The following is a 20045-nucleotide window of genomic DNA, read 5'->3' as shown; positions in this document are numbered from 1 at the left end:
CGGCCCTGTTGTCGGCAGCGTTTCGGCGTGTAACGGGGAGGAAAACCCTGGCCACTAGGCTCACGGCGTGAGCTCTCCCACCGCGGCCGTCGTCGTCCTCGCCGCCGGCAGCGGCAGCCGCGTCGGTGCCGAGGTCAACAAGGTCCTGCTCCCGCTGCTCGGGGTGCCGCTGCTCGCCTGGTCGGTCCGCACCGCCCTCGAGGTCGCGGACGTCGACCCGGTGGTCGTGGTCTGCCGCCCCGGTGAGCGCGCCGACGTCGGTACGGCGCTGCTCCCGGTGATCGGCGAGCGCGAGGTGCTGCTCGTCGAGGGCGGTGCCACCCGGCAGGCCTCCGAGCAGGCGGCGCTGGCGGTCCTCGCACCGCGGGTCGCCGACGGCAGCGTCGACGTCGTCGCCATCCACGACGGCGCGCGCCCGCTCGCGAGCGCCGAGCTGTTCGCCGCGACGATCGCCACCGCCCGCCGGTACGGCGGCGCCGTCCCCACGCTCGACCTGCCCGGCCTGCTGCCCCGCGACGGGGCCGCGGCGCCCGCCCCCGGCGGCCCCGGCACCCGGCTGGTGGGCGTCCAGACGCCCCAGGCCTTCCGGGCCGCGCCGCTCGTCGCGGCCTACGCGGCCGCCGCCGCGGCGGGCTTCGAGGGCACCGACACCGCCGCCGCGTTCGCGGCGTTCGCGGCCGTGCCCGCGGAGCACGAGGTACGGGCGGTCCCGGCCGGCCCGGCCAACCTGAAGGTGACCTTCGCCGAGGACCTGCGGGTCGCCGAGCGGCTCCTCGCCTAGGACGCGCCCCCTAGGGGCTCGACCGGCAGCCGGACCGTCACCCGGAGCCCGCCCTCCGGCCGCGCGGTGAGCGTCAGCGTCCCGTCGTGCGCCTCCGCGATGGTCTGCACGATCGCCAGGCCCAGGCCACTGCCCTGGTGGGCGTCGTCGCCGGTCCGGACCCGGTCGCTGCCGCGGCGGAACGGCTCGGCCAGCGTGGGGACGAGCGCGGGATCCAGCGGCGCACCGGTGTTCTCGACGATCAGCTCCGCCCCGGTCGGGTCGCGGCGCGTGGTCACCCGGACGCCACCGCCCCCGGGCAGGTTGTGCACGATCGCGTTGTGCACGAGGTTCGTCGTGAGCTGGAGCAGCAGCGCCGGCTCGCCCGCGACGACGGCCAGGTCGCCCGACGTCTCGACGGTGACGCCGCGCTGCTCGGCGTACGGCAGCAGCGTCTCGGTCGCCTCCTCGGCGAGGAGCGAGAGGTCGACGTCCTCGGTGGCGAAGGCGCGCTGGTCGGCGCGGCTGAGGACGAGCAGCGCCTCGGTGAGCTGGATGGCCCGGGTGTTGACGGCGTGGAGGCTCTCGACGAGCCGGCCCAGGTCGCGGTCGGGGTCCTTGCGGGCGACCTCGAGCAGGGTCTGGGTGATGGTCAGCGGCGTGCGCAGCTCGTGGGAGGCGTTGGCCGCGAACCGCTGCTGCTCGGCGACGTGCGCGTCGAGGCGGGCGAGCATGCCGTCGAACGCGTCGGCGAGCTCGCGGAACTCGTCGCGGCGTCCCGGCAGCCGGATCCGGTGCGACAGCGAGCCCGTCGCCGCCTTGCGGGTCGCGTCGGTGATCCGTCCCAGGGGAGCCAGCATCCGCCCGGCCAGGAACCACCCGCCCACCAGTCCGCACAGGAGCAGGAACACCAGCACCGCGGCCGCCTTCGGCGCGAACGCCGCCCACAGGTCGGAGCGCCCCGGCACGAAGATGTAGGCCGAGCGGAGGACGTCGTCCGTCCCGCCCGCGGTCGGCACCGTCACCGCCTGGTCGGGCACGTAGCGCAGCAGGAACAGCCACACCACCGCGAGCAGCGCCGCCCCCGCGAGCATCAGGAAGGCGGCATAGCTGAGGGTGAGCTTGACCCGGACGCTCAGCCCCGGCGCCCTAGCCATCGCCGGGCGCCCGGTCGATGCGGTACCCGACCCCTGCCACGGTCGCGATCACCCAGGGCTCACCGAGCCGCTTGCGCAGCGCCGAGACCGTGATCCGCACGGCGTTCGTGAACGGGTCGGCGTTCTCGTCCCAGGCCCGCTCCAGCAGCTCCTCTGCGCTCACGACGCCGCCGTCCGCCCCGACCAGGACCTCGAGGACGGCGAACTGCTTGCGGGTCAGCGCGACGTACCGCCCGTCGCGGTAGACCTCGCGACGGAACGGGTCGAGCCGCAGCCCGGCGATCTCGCGCACCGGCGGCCGGTGGTGGGCCCGGCGCCGGTCGAGCGCCCGCAGCCGGAGCACGAGCTCGCGCAGCTGGAACGGCTTGGTCAGGTAGTCGTCGGCACCCAGCTCGAAGCCGGACGCCTTGTCGTCGAGCCGGTCGGCCGCGGTGAGCATGAGGATCGGCATGCCGCTGCCCGAGGCGACGATGCGCCGGGCGATCTCGTCGCCGTTGGGCCCGGGCACGTCCCGGTCGAGGACCGCGATGTCGTAGGAGTTGATGCTCAGCAGCTCGAGCGCGGTGTCGCCGTCCCCGGCGATGTCGGCAGCGATCGCCTCGAGGCGCAGCCCGTCCCGGACGGCCTCGGCCAGAAGAGGCTCGTCCTCGACGATCAGCACCCGCACCTCGCCGATGCTACGAGCCCGCACATATCGCCGGCATATCGAAAATCCCATACGGCCCGGCAACGGCGTCCTGCCTTGACTCCTCGGCATGACTCTTCCCCCCCGTGCCCGCTCCGTCCTCCTCGTCGTCCTCGTGGTCGTGCTGCTCGGCGCCGTCGGCTACCGCTCCCTCACCTCGAGCTCGTCGGCGGCCGACACCGCACCCGTCGGCGACGGCGAGCTCCCCGACAACACCTCCGCCTTCGACGACGACCACGCCGGCATCACCGAGCTCGACCCGGGCCTGCTCCGCGCCCTGCGCCGCGCCGCGACCGACGCCGTGGACGACGACGTCGACATCGTCGTCAACAGCGGGTGGCGCTCGGCGACGTACCAGCGCCGGCTGCTCGACGAGGCCGTCACCAAGTACGGCTCCCGCGACGAGGCCGCTCGCTGGGTCGCCACCCCGCAGACCTCCCCCCACGTGTCCGGGGACGCCGTCGACGTCGGCCCGACCGCCGCCACCACCTGGCTCGCCCGCAACGGCGCGCGCTACGGCCTGTGCCAGATCTACGACAACGAGCCCTGGCACTACGAGCTGCGCCCGGACGCGCCCGAGCAGGGCTGCCCGTCCCGCTACCCTGACCCCACCCACGACCCGAGGACGCAGCGATGACGGGCGCGTCGCTCAGCGCGGGTCGGTGAGCGCCTCGAGCACCTGCAGGTCGGCGTCCGAGCCGATCCGGCGGGCCGCCGGCGGCGCGTCGACCAGGACGACGCGCGCGGCGCCGTACCTGTCGCGGAGGGCGGTCACCAGCGCGACGAAGTCGGTCGCGGGCAGCCGGGCGTCCGGGCCGCCGAGCAGGTCGGCGACCACCGACGTGGGCAGCACGACCGGGGAGCAGACGGCGACCAGGCCGTCCCGGTCGACGCTCGCGCCGAGGCTCTCGCCGCCGTCGGGCGCCGCGTGCGCCTCCTTGACCGTGTCGGTCACCGGACGGACGCCGACCACGACCACGTCGGCGACCTCGGCCCGGTCGGCGCACGCGCGCAGGAAGTCCGGCGGCGTCATCGGGCACAGCGGGTCGTGCAGGAGCAGCGGTCCGCCGCGCTCGACCAGCGCCTCCCAGGGCACGGTCTGGTCGAGCAGGTCGACCCCCGCCTCGCCCGCGGCCCAGGCGGCCGCCGCGACCAGGGACTCACCGTGGATCAGGCGGAACGGGAGCGCGCCACGGCCCTCCTCCACCACGATCCCGGCGACCGGGGCCGAAATGTCGACGACGTCATACGGATGCGGGTTCATCGAACCCACCGTATGACGTCGTCGATCTGCAGCGTGAGGCTGCCTCGGTCGCTCAGTGGCTCAGGAGGCGAGCACCTCGTCGAGGATGGTCTCGGCCTTGTCCTCGTTGGTGTTCTCGCAGAGCGCGAGCTCGGAGACCAGGATCTGGCGGGCCTTGGCGAGCATCCGCTTCTCGCCTGCCGACAGACCGCGGTCACGCTCGCGGCGCCACAGGTCGCGGACGACCTCGGCCACCTTCATGACGTCGCCACTGTGGAGCTTCTCGAGGTTCGCCTTGTAGCGCCTCGACCAGTTGGTCGGCTCCTCGACGTGCTCCGCGCGGAGCACTCCGAAGACCCTGTCCAGCCCGTCCTTGTCCACGACATCCCGAACACCCACGAGATCGAGGTTGTCAGCCGGCACACGGACCACGAGGTCCTGCTGGGCGACAATCCGAAGCACGAGGTACTGCCGTTCCTGGCCCTTGATCGTCCGCATCTCGATGTTCTCGATGACAGCGGCCCCGTGATTGGGGTAGACGACCGTTTCGCCGACGGTGAAAGTCATATGAGCAAAACCCCTTCCTAGGGTGACCTATCTTACCACGTCATCGAGGACTCTCCGAATGCGTTTGCGCAGGTCAGGGGCGCTATCCGTGGCTTGACAAGCACGCAGACGTATGGTCCGGCCGGGCTCGCGCGATGTGAGTCAGGTCACCGGGACAAGGCGGGTCAGCGCCCCGCAGGCGACTTCCGTGGTCAATACTGCTCGCCATGGCAAAGATGCAGCGCTGGCGACGCGGCCGCTCTGCCGGGGAGGACACGACCGTCATCGAGGCGGACGAGACCTTCGCGGAGACAGAGCCGGACGCGGAGCTCCCCCCGGCGCCCGAGCCCGATGCTCCCGACGACGAGCCCGCCGACGAACCCGTTGACGAGGCCGCCGAAGAGGCCGACGTCGAGCTCGACGACCCCGAGGTCGAGACCGACGACCAGGCCGACGACGAGGCCGACGACGAGGCCGAGGCCGAGCTGGAGCTCGAGCCGCAGCACCCCGAGCTCCCCCACGTCCCCGAGCACACCGGCCTGGCCGGGCGGCTGCTCGGCGGCCGCCGTCCGGGCGACGTCCTGGCGATCCAGCTGCTCCAGGCCGCGCACGCCAAGCAGGCGATCACCACCGCGCTCGCGATGGGCGTCGTCGCCGCGGTGACCGGGCGCCCGGCCCGCGAGGCGGGCGTCGTGGTGCTCACCGTCCTGGTCGGCCAGACCATGCTCGGCTGGCACAACGACATCGTCGACCGCCAGCGCGACCAAGCGCACGGCCTGACCGGCAAGCCGGTCGCGATGGGCCGTCTCGCCGTGGGCACGGTCTGGTACGCGATCGCGGTCGGCTTCCTCCTCGTCCTGCCCCTCTCGTGGACCACCGGCATCCGGGCCGGGTGCCTCTACCTGGCCTCGGTTGCGATCGGCATGCTCGGCAACGTGGTGCTGCGCACCGGGTTCTTCTCGTGGTGGTCGTGGGCGGCGTCCTTCGCGCTGCTGCCCGCCTACCTCTCGTACGGCGGCTGGGGCGGCCAGGCCCAGGGCTCGCCGCCGGAGCCGGCGATCGTCGCGCTCGCGGCGCTGCTCGGTGTCGGCGTCCACTTCACGCGGGCCGTGTGGGGACTGGTGGCCGACCACGAGGACGGCTGGACCTACCTGCCGCTCAAGCTGGGACTCAAGCTGGGCGCCACCCGGCTGCTCGCGCTCTCGACCGTGTTCACCGCGGGGATCGCGATCGCCCTGGTCGTCGTCGGCACCCAGGTCGGCCTCAGCCGCTGACCGAGCCACCTCGTCTCCCCGTCATCCCCGACCGCTAGAGTGAGGCCGCTCGCTCGACCCTGCGCCTCGCGCGCGTCGTCCGCGCGCACCGATGCACACCTGACCCGGAGGCCTGCCGACATGCCCCTCAAGCGCCCGACCGCGATCGCCGGACTGCTGCTGGCACTCGTGCCCGCCGCCGCGACGCTCTCGTCCTGCGGCTTCGACTACCCCACCGACCGGGTCAACACGATCGCGGCGGGCGTCAACAACCGTGACGGCGAGGTCAAGGCGCTCGGCATCCGGGTGCTCGCGACGGCCAAGGGCGAGGGCCGGCTGATCGGCGCACTGGTCAACAACGGCACCGACGACGCGTCGCTGACCGAGGTCAGCTCCCCCAGCGGCATCAGCGCCGGCGAGTTCGAGCCGATCGAGGTGGCCCCCAACGGCACCGTCAACCTGGCGCACTCCGAGCCGCAGGTCCCGCTCACCGGCGACTTCACCGCCGGCAATGTCGTCACGCTCGAGTTCACGTTCAGCAACGGTCAGTCGTTCAGCCTCGACGTCCCGGTCGTGAAGCGCTGCTTCCAGTACACCGAGATCCCGACCGAGGCCCCGTCGTCCAGCCACACCGAGAAGGCCAAGGGCGGCTCCGAGGACGGCGCCGCGGCCGACGCCGCCGCCGACGAAGAGGGTGGCCACGACGACGCCACCGACCCGAACTTCAGCTGCGCCGACGAGGCCCCGAGCCCCGGCGGCGGCGAGGCGCACTGATGACCTTCACCCTGGTCCTGCTCCGCCACGGCGAGAGCGAGTGGAACGCCAAGAACCTCTTCACCGGCTGGGTCGACGTGGCCCTGACCGAGAAGGGCCGCGGCGAGGCCGTCCGCGGCGGCGACCTCCTCAAGGAGGCCGGCATCCTGCCGGACGTCGTCCACACCTCGCTGCAGCGCCGCGCGATCAACACGGCCGCGCTGGCGCTCGACGCCGCCGACCGCCACTGGATCCCGGTCCGCCGCTCGTGGCGCCTCAACGAGCGCCACTACGGCGCCCTGCAGGGCAAGGACAAGAAGTCCATCAAGGACGAGTACGGCGAGGAGCAGTTCATGCTCTGGCGCCGCTCCTTCGACACCCCGCCGCCGCCCCTCGCGGACGACGACGAGTACTCGCAGGCCGGTGACCCCCGCTACGCCGACCTCGGCGACGAGCTGCCCCGCGCCGAGGCGCTCAAGCAGGTCATCGAGCGGCTCCTCCCCTACTGGGACGCCGGCATCGTGCCCGACCTCCGCGCCGGCCACACCGTCCTGGTCGCCGCCCACGGCAACAGCCTGCGCGCGATCGTGAAGCACCTCGACCAGGTCAGCGACGCCGACATCGCGGGGCTCAACATCCCCACCGGCATGCCGCTGGTCTACGAGCTCGACGAGGACACCCTCGCCCCGACGGTCCCGGGCGGGCGCTACCTCGACCCGGAGGCCGCTGCTGCGGCCGCTGCGGCGGTGGCGAACCAGGGTCGCTGACCCCCGGCAGTTTCACCGCCTAGGCGGTGAAACTGCCGTCAGGCGGCCAGCACCCCGTCGGCCACGACGGCGAGCATCGAGCGCGCCGCGTCGGCGCTGAGCTCGCTGTTGTCGACGACCGCGGCGACCCCGCCGACCAGCCGGCACAGCTGCATCGCGTCGACGTCGCCACGCAGCGCACCCTCGCCGGCCAGGGTGTCGACGACCCGCTGGTTGGCGTTGAGGTAGGTGCGGCACTTCGCCGCGAAGGGTGAGTCGTCGTCGCCCATGGCGCTGGTGATCCGCCAGGCGGCGCCCTTGTGGCGGGTGAGGAACTCGACGTACGCCTCGAACCACGCGAGGAGCCGCTCGCGGGGCGCGCCCTCGCCGGCCAGCGCCTTGTCGGCGGCGGCGTTGACCGTCTCGACCCAGGCCTGGATGGCGGCGTCGTAGAGCGCCTCCTTGGTCGGGAAGTGGCGGTAGAGGGTGCCGACCCCGACGCCGGCGGTCTTGGCGACCTCGTCCATCGAGACGGCGTCGTAGCCCTTCTCGCGGAACAGCTGGCGGGCGATGTCCGCGATGCGCTCACGGTTGCGGACGGCATCGGCGCGCAATCGAGTCACCTTTCCTCTTGCTAAACGGAGACACCCTCCGTATCGTGGAGGACTAACCGGAGTCATCCTCCGATAAGAGTACCTCGGCCTCCCCGGCCAGAACAGGACATCACCCTTGTCTTCCACCACGCTCACTCCCGCGGCACCCCGGGCGACCGCCCGGACCACCACCGCCGCCGGCCTCTTCATCGTGCTGCTGGCCCAGCTCATGCTGGTCCTCGACTCCGCCGTCATGAACGTCGGACTCCCCCACATCGCCACCGACCTCCACTTCGGCCCCGCATCGCTGTCGTGGGTCCTCAACGGCTACGCGCTCGCGTTCGGCGGCCTGCTGCTGCTCGGCGGCCGGCTCGGCGACGTCTTCGGGCGGCTCTCGGTCTTCTGGATCGGCCTGGCGGTCTTCACCCTCTTCTCGCTGCTCGGCGGCCTCGCCACCGAGCCGTGGATGCTCGTCACCGCGCGCGCCCTCCAGGGCGTCGGGGCCGCGATCGCCGCGCCGTCGGTGCTCGCCCTGATCACGACGTCCGCCCCCAACGAGGCCGCACGCATCCGGGGCCTCGCCCTGTTCACCGCCGTCTCGTCCGGCGGCGCCGCACTCGGCATGCTCCTGGGCGGCGTCCTCACCGACCTGCTCAACTGGCGCTGGACGCTGTTCATCAACGTCCCCATCGGCATCGCCGTCCTGCTCACCGTCCGGCGCTACGTCGTCGACACCCCGCGGCGGCCGGGACGGTTCGACGTGATCGGCGCGGTGACGTCGACCGGCGCCGCCGCCACCCTGGTCTGGACCCTGATCAAGGCCCCCGAGCACGGATGGCTCTCGGCGCCCACCATCCTCGGCCTGGTCCTCGCCGTCGCGCTCGCCGTCGCCCTGGTCGCCACCGAGGCCCGGCACAGCCACCCGCTGCTGCGCCTCGGCCTGCTCCGCAGCCGGACCCGGGTCGCGACGCTGCTCACCATGGCCGCCCTGTACGGCGGCATGCTGGCCACGTTCTTCCTGATGGTGCAGTACTTCGAGGAGGACCTCGGCTACGGGCCGCTGCAGACCGGCTTCGCCTTCCTCCCGATCCCGCTCAGCGTCTTCACGATGTCGCGGATCACCCCGCGGCTCGTCGCCCGCTTCCGGCAGCCGCCGATCATCGTCGCCGGCACCGCCGGCGTCCTCGCGGCCTTCCTGTTCCTCGGCCGGATCGACGCGTCGACGAGCTACTGGACGGGCGTCTTCCCGGCGCTGCTGGTGCTGGGCATCAGCATGGGCGGCAGCTTCATGCCGATCACCTCGCTCGCCCTGCAGGGCGTCGAGCCCGAGCACGCCGGCTCGGCGTCCGGCCTCCTGCAGACCATGCAGCAGCTCGGCGGTGCCGTCGGCCTGGCGGTCGTCGCGTCGGTCTTCGCCTCGCACGCCCAGCCGGGCGACTTCCTGGCCGGCGCGCACGCGGGCTTCGCCGCCGCCGCGATCATCGCGGCGCTCGCGCTGGCGAGTGCGGCGTCGCTGCTGGCGCGGCCTCGGCCCGTCACAAGTTTCGCCGGTTGACCGGCGAAACTCGAACCTGACCGCTGGAACTTCATCGGTCAAGCGTGAGTTTCGTCGGTCAGGTGGGAGTTTCGTCGGTCAAGCGTGAGTTTCGCCGGTCGACCGGCGAAACTCACGCCCGTCAGGCCGCCGACGGGTTGTGCCCGGTGACCACGAAGATCACCCGGTTGGCGATGGAGACGGCGTGGTCGGCGATCCGCTCGTAGTAGCGGCCGAGCAGTGCGATGTCGACGGCGGCCTCGACGCCGTGGGCCCACTCACCGGAGAGCAGCTCGGTGAACGAGGTACGGCGCAGCTGGTCCATCTCCTCGTCGGCGCGACCGAGCGCGATCGCGGCCTCGACGTCGCGCCCCGCGATGACGTCGTGCACGCGGGAGACCATGTCCTCGGCGACCGCGGCCATCCGGGAGAGGGTCGGGCGCACCTCGTCGGGGACGGCGACGTCCGGGACGCGGAGCCGGGCGATCTTGGCGACGTGGACGGAGAGGTCGCCCATCCGCTCGAGCTCGGCCACCATCCGCAGCGCGGCGACGACGGTGCGCAGGTCGCCGGCGACCGGCGCCTGCAGGGAGAGGAGCTCGAAGGCGCGCTCCTCGACCTGCTCGCGGGCGCGGTCGATGACGGCGTCCTCGCTGATCACCTTCTCGGCGATGGTCGCGTCGCCGGTCATCAGCGCCTCGGTCGCCTCGGCCACGGCGACCTGGACCCGGCGGCTGATGGCCGCGAGGTCGTCGAAGATCGCGTCGAGCTGGTCGGTGTAGGCATCACGCATGCGCGACAGCCTACGGAGGACAGGTGTCCTTCAAGCGGCGTGCGGTGAACGCGGGATGAACATCGCGAAGCACGGCCCTGCGGATTCTCAACCGTACCCGCGCCGCGCCGTACGATCGAGAGGTGGACCCGACGACGCAGGCCTTCCTGGCCGCGCTGCTCGGTGCCCTCGTGGCCGGCGGCGCCATGCTCGCCTGGCACCTGAGCGACCGTCAGCAGACCGCCTCCGCGCCCCGCGAGGAGCCGCAGCTCCCCGACGGCGTGGCCGCGGTGCTCTCCGTGCTGCGCAGCAGCGCGGTCGTCGTCGACGAGTCCGACGCGGTGGTCAAGGCGTCGGCGCCGGCCTTCGCGATGGGCTTCGTCCGTGGCACCCGGCTGCTCTCCGACGAGCTGGCCGTCCTCATCCGCCAGGTGCGCCGCGACGGGCAGATCCGCGAGACCGAGCTGCTCGTGCCGCGTGCCGGTGGTCCGCCGCGCCACGTCACCGCCCGGGTGGCCCCGCTGGGCTCGCGCCTGGTGCTGGCGCTGGTCGAGGACCGCACCAAGGAGCGCCAGGTGGACGCCGTCCGGCGCGACTTCGTCGCCAACGTCAGCCACGAGCTGAAGACGCCGATCGGCGCGATCCGGCTGCTCGCCGAGGCCGTCCAGGACGCCTCCGACGACCCCGACGCGGTCTACCGCTTCGCGTCGCGGATGCTCACCGAGAGCGACCGGCTCTCCCGCCTGATCCAGCAGATCATCGAGCTCTCCCGGCTCCAGGGCGACGAGCCGCTCGAGTCGCCGGTGCGGGTCTCGATCGACGACGTCGTCGCCTCCGCGGTCGACTTCGTCGACATGAACGCCGGCGCCAAGGACATCGAGGTCATCGCCGAGGGCGAGGAGGGCCTCAAGGTCCTCGGCAGCGAGAAGCAGGTCAGTGCGGCGGTCTCCAACCTGGTGGCCAACGCCGTGGCCTACTCCGAGCCCGGCTCGCGCGTCGTCGTCACCCGCAGGCGGACCGGCGACGACATCGAGATCTCGGTGATCGACCAGGGCATCGGCATCCCCGAGGCCGAGGTGGAGCGGATCTTCGAGCGGTTCTACCGCGTCGACCCCGCGCGCCACCGCTCGACCGGCGGCACCGGCCTGGGCCTGTCCATCGTCAAGCACGTCGCGGCCACGCACGGCGGCGAGGTGCGGGTCTGGTCCGTCGAGGGGCAGGGCTCGACGTTCACGCTCATCCTGCCGCAGCACCCGAACCACGACGAGGGCGGACCGTACGTGCGGCTCGCCCCCCTTGCGTCCGCCCCGGACTCGCCGGGCGCACGCACCGAAGATCAGGAGGAAGCCCGATGACCCGGGTACTTGTCGTCGAAGACGAAGAGAGCTACAGCGACGCCCTCGCCTACCTGCTCCGCAAGGAGGGGTTCGAGGTCGCGATCGCGGCCGACGGCAACGAGGCGCTCAAGGAGTTCGACCGCAACGGCGCGGACATCGTGCTGCTCGACCTGATGCTCCCCGGCATCCCCGGCACCGAGGTCTGCCGCACCATCCGGCAGACCTCCAACGTGCCGGTGATCATGGTGAGCGCCAAGGACGACGAGGTCGACAAGGTGGTCGGCCTCGAGCTGGGTGCCGACGACTACGTCACCAAGCCGTACTCCCCCCGTGAGCTCGTCGCCCGGATCCGCGCCGTCCTGCGCCGCGGCATCGGCGACGAGCTGCTCCCCGACACGCTCGAGGCGGGCCCGGTCCGGATGGACGTCGAGCGCCACGTCGTCACCGTCGACGGGACCGAGCAGCGGCTGCCCCTCAAGGAGTTCGAGCTCCTCGAGATGTTCCTGCGCAACCCCGGCCGGGTGCTGACCCGCGGTCAGCTCATCGACCGGGTGTGGGGCTCGGACTACGTCGGCGACACCAAGACGCTCGACGTCCACGTGAAGCGGCTGCGCGCCAAGCTCGAGCCGGAGCCGAGCGAGCCGAAGTACCTCGTCACGGTCCGCGGGCTGGGCTACAAGCTCGAGATCTGAGGCTCCGGGTCGGCGTCCGGGTCGGCCACCTCGACGGCGGCCTCGGCGGCGGCCTCGACCTCGAGCGCGACGTCGGCGGCGGGCTCGGGCGCCGCGGCCTCCGTGGCGCCCCGGCCGCCGGCGGCGACCACGCAGCCGACCAGGATGAGCGGGAAGCCGACGAGCATGCCCGTGGTCAGCCTCTCGTCGAGCAGCAGGACGCCGAGCGCGATCGCGACGGCCGGGTTGACGTAGGTGATGATCGTGGCCCGGGTCGGGCCCGCCACCTTGATCAGCTCGAGGAAGATCACGAACGCCAGGGCGGTGCACACCAGTGCGAGCACCACGATGCTCAGCCACCCCTCGGCCGGGACGTCGGTGGGCGGGTCGAGCAGCCCGAACGGCGTGTAGACGACGGCGGTGAGCGTGAGCGCGCACGCCATCACCCCCAGCCCGGACACGTCGGCGAACGAGCGCGCGAGCACCAGCGGGCCCGCGGCGTAGCAGATCGCGACGCCCAGCATCTCGGCCACGGCGAGCACGTCGATGTGGTGCACGTCGAGGCCCACCAGGCAGGCCACGCCCACGAAACCGAGCACCAGGCCGCCGGTCTGGGTCGCCGAGAACCGCTCGGCGTGGGCGGTCACCAGGAACGCGAGCGCCCCGAACAGCGGCACCGCCGCGACCAGCAGGCCGGCCAGCGAGGACGAGATCCGCTGCTCGGCGTGGCCCAGCAGCACCCACGGGATCATGATCTCGATGACGGCGAACAGCGTCAGCGGGCGCCAGCGCGCCAGCACCGGGCCGACCTCGCGCCGGACGAGCGCGATGGGGAGCAGGACGAGCGCCGCGAGCGCCGTCCGCAGGAAGACCAGGGCGGCCGGCGAGACGTCCTCGACCGCGATCCGGATGAAGAGGTAGGGCAGCCCCCAGATCAGGCACATCGCCAGGAACAGCGACCATCCGCGCTTCGTCACAGGAGCACCCTAGGGATCTGGGCCGACATCGTCGCGAAGATTTTCTGCCAACCGGTGTCGAGACCGTGCCAACGGCTCCGTCCTGGGGGTGAAGGCGGCAAGAATGGCCGTCTCGGAACCGAAGGAGCCCCTCATGGCCAAGTACCTCCTCCTCAAGCACTACCGCCGCACCGGTCCCGCGTGGGTGCCCGGCACCGACATCCCGATGGACCAGTGGTCGCCCGAGGACGTCACCGCCCACATCGCCTTCATGCAGCAGGTCGCCGACGAGCTGCGCGAGAGCGGTGAGTTCGTCGACGCGCAGGCGCTCTCGCCCGAGGGCACCTGGGTCCGGTACGACGGCGAGGGCCGGCCGCCGGTCACCGACGGGCCGTTCGCGGAGACCAAGGACCTCATCGCCGGCTGGATGGTCATCGACGTCGACTCCCCCGAGCGCGCGTACGAGGCCGCGGCCCGGCTCTCGTCGGCGCCGGGCAAGGACGGCGCCCCGATCCACGAGTGGCTCGAGGTGCGGCCCTTCATGAACGAGCTGCCGCCGACCGTCACGGAGTGACGCCGGTGAGCGACGCGCTGACGGACCTGCTGCGCACGCTGTCGCCGCAGGTGCTGGGCATCCTCGTCCGCCGCGGAGCCGACTTCGCGGCGGCCGAGGACGCCGTCCAGGAGGCCCTGGTCGAGGCGTGGCGGCACTGGCCCGCCGAGGGGACGCCGGCCGAGCCGCGCGGCTGGCTGGTCAAGGTGGCCGGGCGCAAGCTCATCGACGAGCAGCGCTCGGTCTCCGCCCGCCAGCGGCGCGAGCTGAGGGTCCACCGCGAGCCCGAGCCGGGTCCCGCCGAGGAGGCCGACGACGCCCTCCTCCTGCTCAGCCGCTGCTGCCACCCGTCGCTCACCCCGGCGTCCGCCGTCGCCCTCACCCTGCGCGCCGTCGGCGGCCTGACCACCGGCCAGATCGCGGAGGCCTTCCTCGTCCCCGAGCCCACCATGGGCCAGCGGATCTCCCGGGCCAAGAAGACCGTGTCGGGCCAGCGCTTCGACACCCCGGGCGAGGTCGGGTCGGTGCTGCGCGTGCTCTACCTGATCTTCAACGAGGGCTTCACCGGCGAGGTCGACCTCGCCGAGGAGGCCATCCGGCTCACCCGCCAGCTCGCCGCCTCCAGCGACGACCCCGAGGTCGCGGGGCTGCTGGCGCTCATGCTGCTGCACCACGCCCGGCGGGCCGCCCGTCGTACGGCGGCGGGGGCGGTGGTCCCGCTCGCCGAGCAGGACCGCAGCCGGTGGGACACCGCGATGATCGCCGAGGGCGTCGACGTCCTCCAGGCCGCGCTGGCCCGCGACGCGCTCGGCGAATACCAGGCCCAGGCCGCCATCGCCGCCCTCCACGACGACGCCGCCCGCGCCGACGAGACCGACTGGCCCCAGATCCTCGAGTGGTACGACGAGCTGCTCCGCCTCGCCCCCAGCCCGGTCGTCGCGCTCAACCGCGCGGTCGCCGTCGGCGAGGTCGACGGACCGCTCGCCGGCATCCGGATCCTCGACGGCCTGCCGGACGACCTCCCCCGCCGTGACGCCGTCGCCGCATGGCTGCACGAGCGGGCCGGGCACCACGCGGTCGCCGCCGAGCGCTACGCGGTCGCCGCCGCACGGGCGACCACGACCGGCGAGCGCGACCACCTGACCCGGCAGGCGGCGCGGCTCAACGCCGGACTTGGCGAGGGCTAGCAATGTCGTGAATCGGCGGCGGGGCGGCGGCCTGCGGCGCCACAGTGAGCACATGCGTCGTCGTGCCGTCCTCGCCTCGTTCGCGCTGCTCGGGTCGTCCCTGGCAGCGATCGCCGGAGCCACCACGGTGGCCTCCCCCGCCTCGGCGCTCGCCGAGCGCTGGTGCAGCGCTCCAGGGGTGACCGCGCCCTGCATCGAGTCGCTCACCGTCAACGGCGTGCCGAAGACCTCCGGCGCGACGGTCGACCTGCCCACGGACCTCGGCGGCTACCGCGAGCTGCACCCGGTGGTCACGGCGATCACCGCGCCCACCGACGTCGTTGACGTGGTCGTGCGGACCGGATCGTTCGTCCCCGACCGGATGTTCGGCCGGATGGGCCTGACCGACGTCGACACCGGCGGCGTGCCCGGCGACCGGTGGATCCGGATCGTCGGCACCCCGGTGATCTGGGCCGAGGGCTGCACGGCGGGCGCCTGGCCGTGGCCGTGCCCGAGCGTCGCGACTGCGGACTCGCTGGTCCTCGACGCCGACGTGGCGATGCTCGACGACCGGACCGAGTCGACCATCGGCATGTACGTCGGCACCAACGCCGCCTACAACGGCATCTTCTTCGACGAGCAGCCCGACGGCTCCCAGGCGCTGACCACCGAGGTGGTCGCGCCGCACACGTACCACGCGGGCGGGGTCGTCACGGGGAGCATCCGGTTCCGGCTCTCGTACGACCAGATGCGCAGCGACATGGGCATCCCCGACCCGGAGACGCTCACCCCCGGCAGCCTCAGCGGCACCGTCAACGGCGGCACCGGCGGCGGCGCGTTCACCACGTGGCACGACCCGGACGGCGGTGGGTTCTTCATCCAGGCGTCGGGGTTCACGTTCTCGCTGAAGAAGATCAAGGTCACGGCGGCCCACATCACGCCGACCCGTCCCACCCTCACCCGCGCGAAGCGGGTCAGCGCGAGCAAGGCGCGGCTGCGGCACACGCTGTCGACGCCGCGCGGCGCCCGGGTGACCGGCTACCTCGCGCGGTGCACCCCGAAGCACGGAGCCGTGGTCCGCGGCAAGGGCGCGGCGGCATCGGCGTCCGTGGTCGTCAGGGGACTGCGCCGCGCGACGGCGTACACCTGCCAGGTGGCCGCGCAGTCGAAGGCCGGACGCGGCGCGTGGAGCCCGGGGGTGAGGCTCAGGAGCCGCTGAACAGCGCGTTGAGGTCGCCGCCCTGGGCGGCGCCCGCGAAGCCGTCGAAGCGGCCCTCGACGAGCCGGTCGGCGGCGCGCTCGACGCCGCCCCACGCCGTGCGGGCCAAGGCGCCGCCGATGCTGATCCGGCGCACGCCGAGCGCGGCCACCCGGTCGCGGGTGAGGTCGCTCTGGGCGCCGATGAGCAGGTTGACCGGCCGGGGAGCGACCGCGGCGACGACAGCGGCGACCTGGTTGGGCGCGGTGATCCCCGGCGCGTAGAGGCAGTCGGCGCCGGCCCGGGCGAAGGCGCGGAGCCGGTCGAGGACGTCGTCGAGGTCGGGCCGGCCGTTGAAGAAGCCGTCGGCCCGCGCGACCAGGACGACGTCGTGCCCGCCGGCGTCGATCGCCTCACGGGCGGCGCTCAGCCGCTCCACCGCCACACCCAGCTCGTACGACGTCCCGTCGGCGCCGTCCTCGATCGAGAGCCCCGCGACCCCGGTCTCGACCGCCAGCGCGACACTGGCGGCGACCTCGTCGGGCGTCGCGCCGTAGCCGTCCTCGAAGTCGGCGTTGACCGGCAGGTCGGTGGCGCCGACGATGTCGGCCAGGTGGTCGAGCGCCTCGTCCCGGGTCGCCGAGCCGTCGGGGCGTCCGCGGCTCCAGGCGGCACCCGAGCTGGTCGTGGCGAGGGCGGCGAACCCGCGGTGCGCGAGGTAGCGGGCGGTGCCGCGGTCCCAGGGGTTGGGCAGCACGAAGCAGCCCCTCTCGTGGAGGGCGCGGAAGGCGGCGCGCTTCTCGGCGGTGCTCGTCATGCCGCGACCCTAGGGCCCGGCGCCGACAGGGCCCGGTGCGCACCGACGGTTAAGAAAAGGTGATTCAGGCCACGGTGCGTTCCGGACGGGTCTACACACGGAGGTGACCCCTCCTGGAAGGAGCAGCCATGCGTCGTCTCGCACTGATGACAGCAGGCCTTCTCACCGCCGGCACCCTCGCCGTCGGTCTCAGCACCGCCGGCCCCGCACAGGCGGCCAGCGGCACGTTCACCAACTCGGCGCCGATCGCGGTGACCGACAACGGCAGCGTCTCCTCGGACGTCCAGGTCTCCGGCATCGGCGGCCGGATCACCGACGTGGACGTCGTCCTCAACGGCCTGGGCCACACCCGGCCGAACGACCTCGACATCTGGCTGGTGAGCCCGGGCACGAACGCGGTCGCCGTCCCGCTGATGTCCGACACCTGCGGCAGCGCGGCCATCAGCGGCCGCACGCTCACCTTCGACGACGAGGTGGCGACCACGCTCCCCACCGGCTGCGCGACCGGTACCTACCGGCCGACCAACATCAGTGGTGGCGACACCACGCCGCCGGGTGCCACCACGCTGAGCGGCACCCTGTCCGGCTTCGACGGCCGCAACCCGGCCGGCACCTGGCGGCTGTACGTCATGGACGACACCGCGACCGAGGTCGGGACGATCAACGGCGGCGTCACGCTCAAGATCACGACCGGGCCGGCGGCGATCACGATCCCGACGGCGGGACCCGCGACGCCGTACCCGTACCAGCGCACGGTGAGCGACCAGCCCGGCCGGATCACCGACGTCGACGTCGTGCTGTCCGGGAGCTACCACACCTACCCGGACGACCTCGACATCCTGCTGGTCAGCCCCGCCGGGGCATCGGTCGTGCTCATGTCCGACGTCTGCAGTAGTGCCGACCTGGTCGGCGTGAACCTGCGCTTCGACGACAGCGCGGCGGCAGCGCTGCCGGACGGCTCCGCCTGCGTGTCGGGCTCGTACAAACCCTCGAACCAGGACGACGGCCCCGACGCCTACAACGCACCGGCGCCCGCCGGCCCGTACGGCGACGAGCTGTCCGACCTCTCCGGCGGCGTGGCCAACGGCACCTGGCGGCTGTACGTCGTCGACGACAGCAGCAGCGACGGTGGCTTCATCACGGGGGTCCAGCTGGTCGTCAAGACCGACGCCGCACCCAACACCGTGATCACCCAGAAGCCCCGCCGCACCACCAAGGCGCGCAAGGCGACGATCGGGTTCCGCTCCACCAAGGGCGGCTCGACGTTCCAGTGCAAGGTCGACAAGAAGGCCTGGAAGAGCTGCGCGTCGCCGCTGCGGCTCAAGCGGCTCAAGCCGGGCAAGCACACCGTGCTGGTCCGCGCCATCGACAACTCGGGACACGTCGACGCGACGCCGGCCAAGGTGACCTGGCGGATCAGCCGCTGAGACGCCGGTAGCAGCCGGAGCCTGAGACTGGGGGCGGATCAGTCCTGCTGGTCCGCCTCCAGCCAGCCCCGGAACGCCTCGAGGTTGGCCGTGGACTCACCGCGGTCGATCCGCCACGCCCACTCCTTGCGGATGGACGACTCGAAGCCGAGCTCGAGGATGGTGTTGAACGCGTCGTCGGCGTAGGTGAGCACCGAGCCGAGGAGCCGGTCGAGGTCGTCGGGCGTGACCGACGACAGGGGCAGGCGGGCGTCGAGGTAGATGTCGCCGTGGTGGTCGATGCCGAAGGCGACGGCGTACATCTTCATGTTGCGCTCGAGCAGCCAGCGGTAGACGCGCTCGAACTCCTCGTCGGGGCGCCGGCACACGAACGCGTGGACGCCGAGCGCGTGCGGGCCGAGGTCGAGGCGCACGGGGGTCTGGAGCTTCTTCTCGCCGGGCAGCGAGAAGCTGAAGACGCTCTCGTCGGTCTGGTCGAACTCGATCTCGTTGGCCTGCAGCCAGTCGCGCACGACGTCCGCGGGTCCGGTCATCGGGCGGCACCTGCCTCGAGGCGGAGGAGCGCATGGGCGCGCTCGTAGACGGCGAGGGTCTGGGCGGCGGTCGCCTCCCAGGAGAACTCACGGGACTGGGCGAGCGCGCCGGCGGCGAGCCGGTCGCGCAGGTCGGCGTCGCCGAGAACGCGCTCGAGGGCGAGGGCCCAGTCGTGCGGCTCGTGGGTGTCGACGAGGAGGCCGCTGCGGCCGTCGCGGACGACGGTGGTCAGGCCGCCCACCGCCGCGGCGACGACCGGGGCGCCGGAGGCCTGCGCCTCGGCGGCGACCAGGCCGAACGACTCGTTGTAGGAGGGCACGGCGACGACGCTCGCGGCGGCGTACCAGCCGGCCAGCTCGTGCTGCGGGACCGGCGGGACGAAGCGGACGACGTCGTCGATGCGCAGCTCGGCGGCGAGGTTGGCGAGCGCGGCGGGGCGCTCCAGCCCGCTGCCGGAGGGCCCGCCGACGACGGGGACGACGAGGCGCGAGCGCAGGTCGGGACGGCGCACGAGCAGCTCGGCGACCGCGCGGAGCAGCACGTCGGGCGCCTTGAGCGGCTGGATCCGGCCGGCGAAGAGCAGCACGAGGGCCTGCTCGGGGAGGTCGCGCTCGCGGCGGGCGCGGGCCCGCTCGGCGGGCGAGAGCGCGCGGAAGACCTCGGTGTCGACGCCCGGGTGGACCACCTCGACCCGGCCCGGGTCGGCGTCGTAGAGGTTGATGAGCTGCTTGGCCTCGAGGTCGGTGTTGGCGATGAGCACGTCGGCGGCCTCGACCACCTGCTCCTCGCCGATCACGCGGGCCTCCGGCTCGGGGGCGTCGCCCGCGGCCAGCGCCTCGTTCTTGACCTTGGCCATCGTGTGCATCGAGTGCACGAGCGGCACGCCCCAGCGGTCGCGCGCGAGCGCGCCGACCTGGCCGGAGAGCCAGTAGTGCGAGTGGACGACGTCGTAGTGGCCCGGCGGGTGCTCGGCCTCGGCGCGCAGGACGTCGCGCGCGAACACGCACAGCTGGCCGGGCAGCTGCTCCTTGGTGAGCCCCTCGAACGGGCCGGCGTGGACGTTGCGGACGGTCACGCCGTCACGCACGTCGACCACCGGGTCGAGCTGGGAGCTGGTGGCGCGGGTGAAGATGTCGACGGCGATGCCGCAGTCGGCGAGCCGGCGGGCAACCTCGAGGACGTAGACGTTCATGCCGCCCGCGTCCCCCGTGCCGGGCTGGTCGAGCGGCGAGGTGTGCAGGCTGATCATGGCGACACGCCCGATCGCGGCCTCTGCCATGCCACCTCCTGCGGTCGTCTGCGCCCTGCTCGCCTGATCCCGGTCGATCGGTCAACCCTCCCAGT

Annotated in this window: 22 protein-coding genes; 12 read left to right on the top strand and 10 right to left on the bottom strand. The window is 72.8% G+C overall.

Annotation, left to right across the window (positions count from 1 at the left end; genetic code table 11):
- Positions 1–67: 67 nt before the first annotated feature.
- Positions 68–781, top strand: coding sequence for an IspD/TarI family cytidylyltransferase (locus tag BM223_RS04330; RefSeq protein WP_038681356.1), 714 nt, complete (start codon positions 68–70; stop codon positions 779–781).
- On the opposite strand, the gene BM223_RS04325 is transcribed toward BM223_RS04330, so the two are convergent.
- Both BM223_RS04325 and BM223_RS04320 read right to left on the bottom strand, forming a co-directional pair.
- Entirely contained in the window at positions 778–1917 is a 1140-nt protein-coding gene (locus BM223_RS04325; RefSeq protein ID WP_038681358.1) for a sensor histidine kinase, read from the bottom strand. The two genes, BM223_RS04330 and BM223_RS04325, sit on opposite strands and share 4 nt — an antisense overlap.
- The gene (locus BM223_RS04320) at positions 1910–2584 is read right to left on the bottom strand and encodes a response regulator transcription factor (RefSeq protein ID WP_038681360.1); all 675 of its coding nucleotides are present in this window, start codon (positions 2582–2584) and stop codon (positions 1910–1912) included. Before BM223_RS04320 ends, BM223_RS04325 begins: the two co-directional genes overlap by 8 nt.
- 88 nt (positions 2585–2672) lie before the next feature.
- On the opposite strand from BM223_RS04320, the gene BM223_RS04315 reads away from it, so the two are divergent.
- A complete protein-coding gene (locus BM223_RS04315; RefSeq protein ID WP_038681361.1) occupies positions 2673–3239 on the top strand; it encodes a M15 family metallopeptidase in 567 nt (188 codons plus the stop codon).
- A 12-nt stretch (positions 3240–3251) separates the two neighbouring features.
- Here the strand turns inward: BM223_RS04315 and BM223_RS04310 are convergent, their stop codons facing one another.
- Positions 3252–3866, bottom strand: a complete 615-nt coding sequence (locus tag BM223_RS04310) for a 2-C-methyl-D-erythritol 4-phosphate cytidylyltransferase (RefSeq protein ID WP_038681364.1) — start codon at positions 3864–3866, stop codon at positions 3252–3254.
- Between the two features lie 60 nt (positions 3867–3926).
- Entirely contained in the window at positions 3927–4412 is a 486-nt protein-coding gene (locus tag BM223_RS04305) for a CarD family transcriptional regulator (RefSeq protein ID WP_028654642.1), read from the bottom strand.
- A gap of 206 nt (positions 4413–4618) precedes the next feature.
- Here BM223_RS04305 and BM223_RS28835 point away from each other — a divergent pair, with 206 nt between their 5' ends.
- The 3 genes from BM223_RS28835 to BM223_RS04290 all read left to right on the top strand — a co-directional run bounded on the left by BM223_RS28835 (position 4619) and on the right by BM223_RS04290 (position 7164).
- On the top strand, positions 4619–5665 hold the full coding sequence (locus BM223_RS28835) for a UbiA prenyltransferase family protein (RefSeq protein WP_235319010.1): 1047 nt from the start codon (positions 4619–4621) through the stop codon (positions 5663–5665).
- Between the two features lie 120 nt (positions 5666–5785).
- Positions 5786–6418: a copper chaperone PCu(A)C gene (locus tag BM223_RS04295; protein ID WP_038681368.1), complete on the top strand. Its 633-nt coding sequence runs from the start codon at positions 5786–5788 to the stop codon at positions 6416–6418.
- Complete coding sequence (locus BM223_RS04290; protein WP_038681369.1) at positions 6418–7164, top strand: phosphoglyceromutase; 747 nt, start codon at positions 6418–6420, stop codon at positions 7162–7164. The genes BM223_RS04295 and BM223_RS04290 overlap by 1 nt, the downstream gene beginning before the upstream one ends.
- Positions 7165–7202: 38 nt before the next feature.
- On the opposite strand, the gene BM223_RS04285 is transcribed toward BM223_RS04290, so the two are convergent.
- Positions 7203–7766: a TetR/AcrR family transcriptional regulator gene (locus tag BM223_RS04285; RefSeq protein WP_235319019.1), complete on the bottom strand. Its 564-nt coding sequence runs from the start codon at positions 7764–7766 to the stop codon at positions 7203–7205.
- 106 nt (positions 7767–7872) lie between these two features.
- On the opposite strand from BM223_RS04285, the gene BM223_RS04280 reads away from it, so the two are divergent.
- Positions 7873–9291, top strand: coding sequence for an MFS transporter (locus tag BM223_RS04280; protein ID WP_038681373.1), 1419 nt, complete (start codon positions 7873–7875; stop codon positions 9289–9291).
- A gap of 121 nt (positions 9292–9412) precedes the next feature.
- Here BM223_RS04280 and phoU read toward each other — a convergent pair whose 3' ends face one another.
- Positions 9413–10063, bottom strand: coding sequence for a phosphate signaling complex protein PhoU (gene phoU / locus BM223_RS04275; protein WP_038681375.1), 651 nt, complete (start codon positions 10061–10063; stop codon positions 9413–9415).
- Positions 10064–10185: 122 nt separating this feature from the next.
- On the opposite strand from phoU, the gene BM223_RS04270 reads away from it, so the two are divergent.
- Positions 10186–11397, top strand: a complete 1212-nt coding sequence (locus tag BM223_RS04270) for a sensor histidine kinase (RefSeq protein WP_038681377.1) — start codon at positions 10186–10188, stop codon at positions 11395–11397.
- Complete coding sequence (locus tag BM223_RS04265; RefSeq protein ID WP_038681379.1) at positions 11394–12071, top strand: response regulator transcription factor; 678 nt, start codon at positions 11394–11396, stop codon at positions 12069–12071. Before BM223_RS04270 ends, BM223_RS04265 begins: the two co-directional genes overlap by 4 nt.
- Here the strand turns inward: BM223_RS04265 and BM223_RS04260 are convergent.
- Complete coding sequence (locus BM223_RS04260; RefSeq protein ID WP_038681381.1) at positions 12053–13027, bottom strand: DMT family transporter; 975 nt, start codon at positions 13025–13027, stop codon at positions 12053–12055. The genes BM223_RS04265 and BM223_RS04260 overlap by 19 nt on opposite strands.
- A gap of 133 nt (positions 13028–13160) precedes the next feature.
- Between BM223_RS04260 and BM223_RS04255 the strand changes: the two genes are divergently transcribed.
- The 3 genes from BM223_RS04255 to BM223_RS04245 are packed head-to-tail and all read left to right on the top strand — an operon-like array spanning position 13161 to position 15944.
- Complete coding sequence (locus tag BM223_RS04255; protein ID WP_038681382.1) at positions 13161–13580, top strand: YciI family protein; 420 nt, start codon at positions 13161–13163, stop codon at positions 13578–13580.
- 5 nt (positions 13581–13585) lie between these two features.
- The gene (locus BM223_RS04250; RefSeq protein WP_038685227.1) at positions 13586–14746 is read left to right on the top strand and encodes an RNA polymerase sigma factor; all 1161 of its coding nucleotides are present in this window, start codon (positions 13586–13588) and stop codon (positions 14744–14746) included.
- A 52-nt stretch (positions 14747–14798) separates the two neighbouring features.
- A complete protein-coding gene (locus BM223_RS04245; protein ID WP_038681384.1) occupies positions 14799–15944 on the top strand; it encodes a fibronectin type III domain-containing protein in 1146 nt (381 codons plus the stop codon).
- Here BM223_RS04245 and BM223_RS04240 read toward each other — a convergent pair.
- Positions 15931–16740 carry an isocitrate lyase/PEP mutase family protein gene (locus BM223_RS04240; protein ID WP_038681386.1) on the bottom strand — a complete coding sequence of 270 codons (810 nt, stop codon included), beginning with the start codon at positions 16738–16740 and terminating at the stop codon, positions 15931–15933. The genes BM223_RS04245 and BM223_RS04240 overlap by 14 nt on opposite strands.
- Before the next feature lie 146 nt (positions 16741–16886).
- On the opposite strand from BM223_RS04240, the gene BM223_RS04235 reads away from it, so the two are divergent.
- Positions 16887–18167 (top strand): hypothetical protein, encoded by a 1281-nt coding sequence (locus BM223_RS04235; RefSeq protein WP_038681388.1) that lies wholly within the window; start codon positions 16887–16889, stop codon positions 18165–18167.
- Positions 18168–18205: 38 nt separating this feature from the next.
- On the opposite strand, the gene BM223_RS04230 is transcribed toward BM223_RS04235, so the two are convergent.
- Together BM223_RS04230 and mshA are read right to left on the bottom strand one after the other, a co-directional pair.
- Positions 18206–18700, bottom strand: coding sequence for a type III secretion system chaperone family protein (locus tag BM223_RS04230; RefSeq protein ID WP_038681389.1), 495 nt, complete (start codon positions 18698–18700; stop codon positions 18206–18208).
- Entirely contained in the window at positions 18697–19980 is a 1284-nt protein-coding gene (gene mshA / locus BM223_RS04225; protein ID WP_038681392.1) for a D-inositol-3-phosphate glycosyltransferase, read from the bottom strand. The genes BM223_RS04230 and mshA overlap by 4 nt, the downstream gene beginning before the upstream one ends.
- Positions 19981–20045: the final 65 nt, after the last annotated feature.

Source organism: Pimelobacter simplex (assembly GCF_900114845.1).
Classification (GTDB): domain Bacteria; phylum Actinomycetota; class Actinomycetes; order Propionibacteriales; family Nocardioidaceae; genus Nocardioides; species Nocardioides simplex.
Note: the sequence above shows the minus strand (reverse complement) of the source record. Positions and strands in the feature narration are given on the sequence as shown.